The 4,427-nt window shown below is 36.2% G+C and carries 3 protein-coding genes and 1 pseudogene; 1 reads left to right on the top strand and 3 read right to left on the bottom strand.

Going from position 1 to position 4,427, the window contains the following annotated elements; genetic code table 11:
- Window positions 1-311 (top strand): annotated as a pseudogene (locus AB4323_RS22105) (IS5/IS1182 family transposase); the annotation flags it as partial.
- A gap of 39 nt (window positions 312-350) precedes the next feature.
- Here AB4323_RS22105 and AB4323_RS22100 read toward each other — a convergent pair.
- The 3 genes from AB4323_RS22100 to AB4323_RS22090 all read right to left on the bottom strand — a co-directional run bounded on the left by AB4323_RS22100 (window position 351) and on the right by AB4323_RS22090 (window position 3,901).
- Window positions 351-602 carry a hypothetical protein gene (locus AB4323_RS22100; protein WP_372153352.1) on the bottom strand — a complete coding sequence of 84 codons (252 nt, stop codon included), beginning with the start codon at window positions 600-602 and terminating at the stop codon, window positions 351-353.
- A gap of 280 nt (window positions 603-882) precedes the next feature.
- Window positions 883-1,332, bottom strand: a complete 450-nt coding sequence (locus tag AB4323_RS22095; protein WP_372153350.1) for an ISAs1 family transposase — start codon at window positions 1,330-1,332, stop codon at window positions 883-885.
- Between the two features lie 229 nt (window positions 1,333-1,561).
- Entirely contained in the window at window positions 1,562-3,901 is a 2,340-nt protein-coding gene (locus AB4323_RS22090; protein ID WP_372153348.1) for a hypothetical protein, read from the bottom strand.
- Window positions 3,902-4,427: the final 526 nt, after the last annotated feature.

Genomic DNA, 4,427 nt, shown 5'->3' with positions numbered 1-4,427 from the left:
CTATTAAGATTAAGGGAGCTATTGCGCTTGTTCCCCCACGAGAAGGGGCAGCCTTCTGGGAGCGTGGTCACCCGAGAAATTTCGCCGTGGGTTGCCAGAAGTTATACGGCTCAAATAAGTATTGGAAAGAGCGGTATGGATACCACAAACGTTCACTCTCAGAAACCGCGATGTATCGAGTTAAACAGTTGCTAGGAGGGCAACTGAGCTTAAGAAATTACAATGCACAGGTGGGTGAAACTTACGCGATGATAAAAGCGTTGAACAAGCTCACTGGGTTAGGTATGCCTGAAACTTGTCGTATTGACTAAGAAACACACGAAACGGGGTGGATCTATTTCTAAACTGAATTACGCAACAAAGCCATAGCACGTTTCAGTTACAGGAAAAGGATCCACGGAGATTTTAAAATCTTCTTCTTCTGAAAATGGGAAGTATGCTGCACGATTGGGGTCTACCCTACCAGCGACTCGAAGGCGTTCTAACACTTGAGGAGCCAACTTATGGAAGTGGAACTGAATGAACTCAGCGTGCTCTGGGTTAATGTTTTTGAAAAGTCTTAGCTGAAGTTCTTCGTATAGTTTGCTGTATAAAACCGCCATTTTGTTGTTTATGCTCCACTCTAAACAAGTTGACTATAAGACTACATAAATTACCTTACGCAGACATATGCAACCAAGTCTACCCCAATCATTAGAAACTGTTATCAATGGCTCGAAACAGCATTAAATTCTTTGGGTTGTAACTCGTTTTGGGGCAGAAACAGTTCAAGACTAACCTAGCTTGATAGTCACTTGAAAGTGGTTTCCTGCCGACAGCAGACTCTGAAGGGCCCACGAGTTTATGCTCATTCACCGACCCGCTTTCCTTAGCAGGCGGATTTCAGTGCCCACTCTCATTACTTTTATCCGCCGTTTTTACTTGACCCAGAACAGTCTGATTAGCAGCACTGAATGCACTAACCATATGGATAGCACCGCAGCGTTTATCTTTGTTATAGGTACCACGAATCGTCTTGCCATCAATCGCTACAACATCGCCTTTGGTGACTTCATGGCAATTTTTCATCCACTTAGAGAAACACCGCTGAAGCTTTATTGCCGAAATTATATTCACCACTCGAGCTATGGTGTCATGAACAGGTATACCCTTTCCCAAAATCATAATACTGGTGTAGCCATTCGAGGCTATCTTCGCCAGAATCTTCAATATCTTCCCCCCCCCCTCATCGCCTGCGATAACCGCTGTCACCATTACGAAAATGATATCGGTTAGCAAATGTTCAACTTTCCAAGCTTGGCGAGGGTCGCTGATAACTGAAATATGGTTCAAAAGGGTCAATCCGTTCATGGTGATGGCAAGGTTACTGTAGAAAACAGTATATGATCACAGCTAAAGTTGATCGTCAAATCGCTCCACAAATCATTGTATTTATTATGAAACCACAGTAGAAATGAGTGAAATGATTGCTTCACTCAGGCCTTATTCCACCACGGTTTTCATGATCTTGCCCTGCCTAATTATCCCTTGTACGTCTATAAGATAAATATTTTAAAAATTACTATTTATTCTCTGCCATATAGGAAAATTTGTAAGACTTTCCAGAGTCAATTCTAGTAGAATTAAAACCTAGCGCTTGGAATATATTTTTAATTTTCCTTGTAACTTTAGCCTGTCCTATATTTTCATCTTTACGTTCAGAAATTTTTAGTTTATTTGGAAGAATATGATTGATGATGCTTCTATGGTTATATAGTTCCTTATCTATACCTATAAATGAACCATGAAAATTTTTACCTTTATACTCTTCTCTGCTAGAGATAATAATAAAGTCTTGAACTAAATCGACCTTAAGTATACTTCGAAGTAGTAAAGCTGCTTCGAGTTTAGTTTTCTCAATTGCTGAGGATAGCTGACTAATAGTTCTCCCTGTCATGATAATTTCTAACACATCTTTATCAAAGTGAGGATTTTTGTTCTTATCATAAATACCACTTGGTAAATTATCAAATGAATCTTCAACAATATTGAACTTCAACTTAGCCAAGGTTAATTTAAGAGCATCATAAAAATTATCAATCAGCACTTTCTTTCTAAATTCGATACTGGACTCTATCCAATCCTCAGGAGAATTATTATATTTATTATGGTCTAACGTGATCGGTGTAGATAGACCAAAAATGCCAAATCGGATCTTCTTTGCTTTCCGTAATCGTCTAGAAGATTGTATTATTTCCTTAGGCGTCAGAATTTTATCACATAAACAATAAACGGTATCCGTGTAATTCGATTCAATACTGAATCCTTCTTTTAAAACTGGACTGCATATAACTGTATGATACTTAAATATTTCCGTATTTGGGCTACGGATAAATTTTTCGACAGCCTCTTCATGGTGTTCTTTCAAGAATTTGCTTGCAACAATTACAAGTATTTGGTTATCCAAGGCACTTATATAATCTACATTGCCATCATCACTAATAAATCCCGATTCTTTCAAGATAACATCAACTTTCTCTTTTGAAGATGAGAATACAAAACAGTTCTCATTCACATTTTGGATTTTATCAATGATAGTTTGTTTTTCATGGCTTCCATTTAAAAGAGATACCTCTATAGACCCAAAATCATGTTCTAGACAAGAATTATATGCATTCGCAAGCAATACGTTCCTTTCAAACTTTAACAAGCTCTTGATGACATTTTTTGTTATTTTGTTAGTAATATCCGCGTCCATTAACAACAGTTTCGTATTAGGGTCATTTAATGAATATTGAAGTAATTCTCTAACTATAGATTTTTCACGTTCGTCTATATAGCTATTACTTTTTGAATATAATGCCTCAAAAACTTTTTCCACCTCATCAATAATAATTATATCTGATGATATCACAGAATCTATAATATGCGGTTTACTTAATGATTTTAATGTCGTAGCAATATGTTTACTTTCTTCAATTTCATAGAGAACTGCTTCTGACGTTATAATATGGCAAGGCTCTAATTCTACCATTAACTGACTGACTTTTTCTTGTAGCCTATGCTCATAAGACTGAATTACCGACTTCAAATTTGAAATTATCGATGTTTTTTTTCCTATGCGATGAGCATGAATAACAACGTCTAGAGCCAAATCAGTTTTACCACTACCTGTACCTGATTTTAATAGAGTAATATCAGGTATAAACTTCCACAATTCCCCTCGCCCTATACCTCGTAAACGTTTTAAATATCTGATATTCAAGTCACTATTGCCATTAATTGCACCTTCAAAATAAATAAAAGAACCAGGATCAGTCACTTCTTTTGAAAAAACCAATGACTCATCAACTATATGATGAACAAAATTTTCGGCTGCCTTTTTTTTAATCTCTACAACTGAGGTTAAATCTAGATCTAATGAAAATGCAATTGCACTATCTATATCTTCTTGACTAAATTGATCTTTTACAGATTTTCTAGCTTTCAACATAGCCATTGATGTGCAAAATTTCGATGCATTATGCCTTATCAAAAATTTATATACAGATAAATAGTAATTAAAAGTTATGTCTTCAATAAGTGGGTTACTTAAAAACTCAAATATTACGTTTCCATCAAGATCATGAAAGAGCATGCTTTTTATATTGGATATATTTAATCCTTTATAAATAAAAAAATTATTAAACATTGAAAACGAGACTTTTTCATCAGAGATATAAATCGCTTTCAACCAATTTTTAACTATAAGACCTCGTTTATGATATTCTAAAACTCTTTGTATATCATTAACATGTTTAATATGTATGACTCTTCGATTATCGTACATAGCCCATTCTGGAAGCATATCTGATAATACAATGATGCACTCATTACATTTTTTATTTCCATGTAATGAGAAATACTCTTTACTGTTTGCCATTAAATTATAATCATATGAAAATTGATGTATTTACTATCAATCAAAGCGAGATACCTTATCGTGAATGACACTGTTCCGTACCTTCACCCAACTGTCCTATTAAAATAAAAATGCTTTGTAAATCTAACATATTACATGAATTCCCGCACTGATTGTCATAGTAACAAGTATCTAATGAATGACGACTTGTGACCCCTTAACCTTATAGTTGTACAGCAACTCCATGTTTATTGGCGCAGCTACGCTGCGAGAAACGATAGGTAGGTTCTGTGTCGTGTCCGTGCCCAACGGTGTTTCTTCGTTTCTCCCGCTTCCTTTACGCTATGCACTTTTTACGTGAATATATAAATTTGACGATAAGTGCATAGCTGACGTCATCCTTACATTTGATATTGCACAGCTTCGCTGTGCTGACTGACTCAGCTGCGCTGCGAGAAACGATAGGTAAGCCCTGTGTCGTGTCCGTGCCCAACGGTGTGTCTTCGTTTCTCCCGCTTCCTTTACGCTATGCACTTTTTACGTGAAT

It is taken from the genome of Vibrio sp. 10N.261.52.C11 (genome assembly GCF_041471405.1).
GTDB classification, from domain to species: domain Bacteria; phylum Pseudomonadota; class Gammaproteobacteria; order Enterobacterales; family Vibrionaceae; genus Vibrio; species Vibrio crassostreae_C.
The sequence above is the reverse complement of the archived record's forward strand: the minus strand, read 5'-3'. Positions and strand labels throughout refer to the sequence as shown.

What these genes read in the sequence shown, in the direction of transcription:
- AB4323_RS22090 (WP_372153348.1), bottom strand. Translation starts at nt 3,901, where the DNA reads ATGGCAAACAGTAAAGAGTATTTCTCATTACATGGAAATAAAAAATGT.
- AB4323_RS22100 (WP_372153352.1), bottom strand. Translation starts at nt 602, where the DNA reads ATGGCGGTTTTATACAGCAAACTATACGAAGAACTTCAGCTAAGACTT.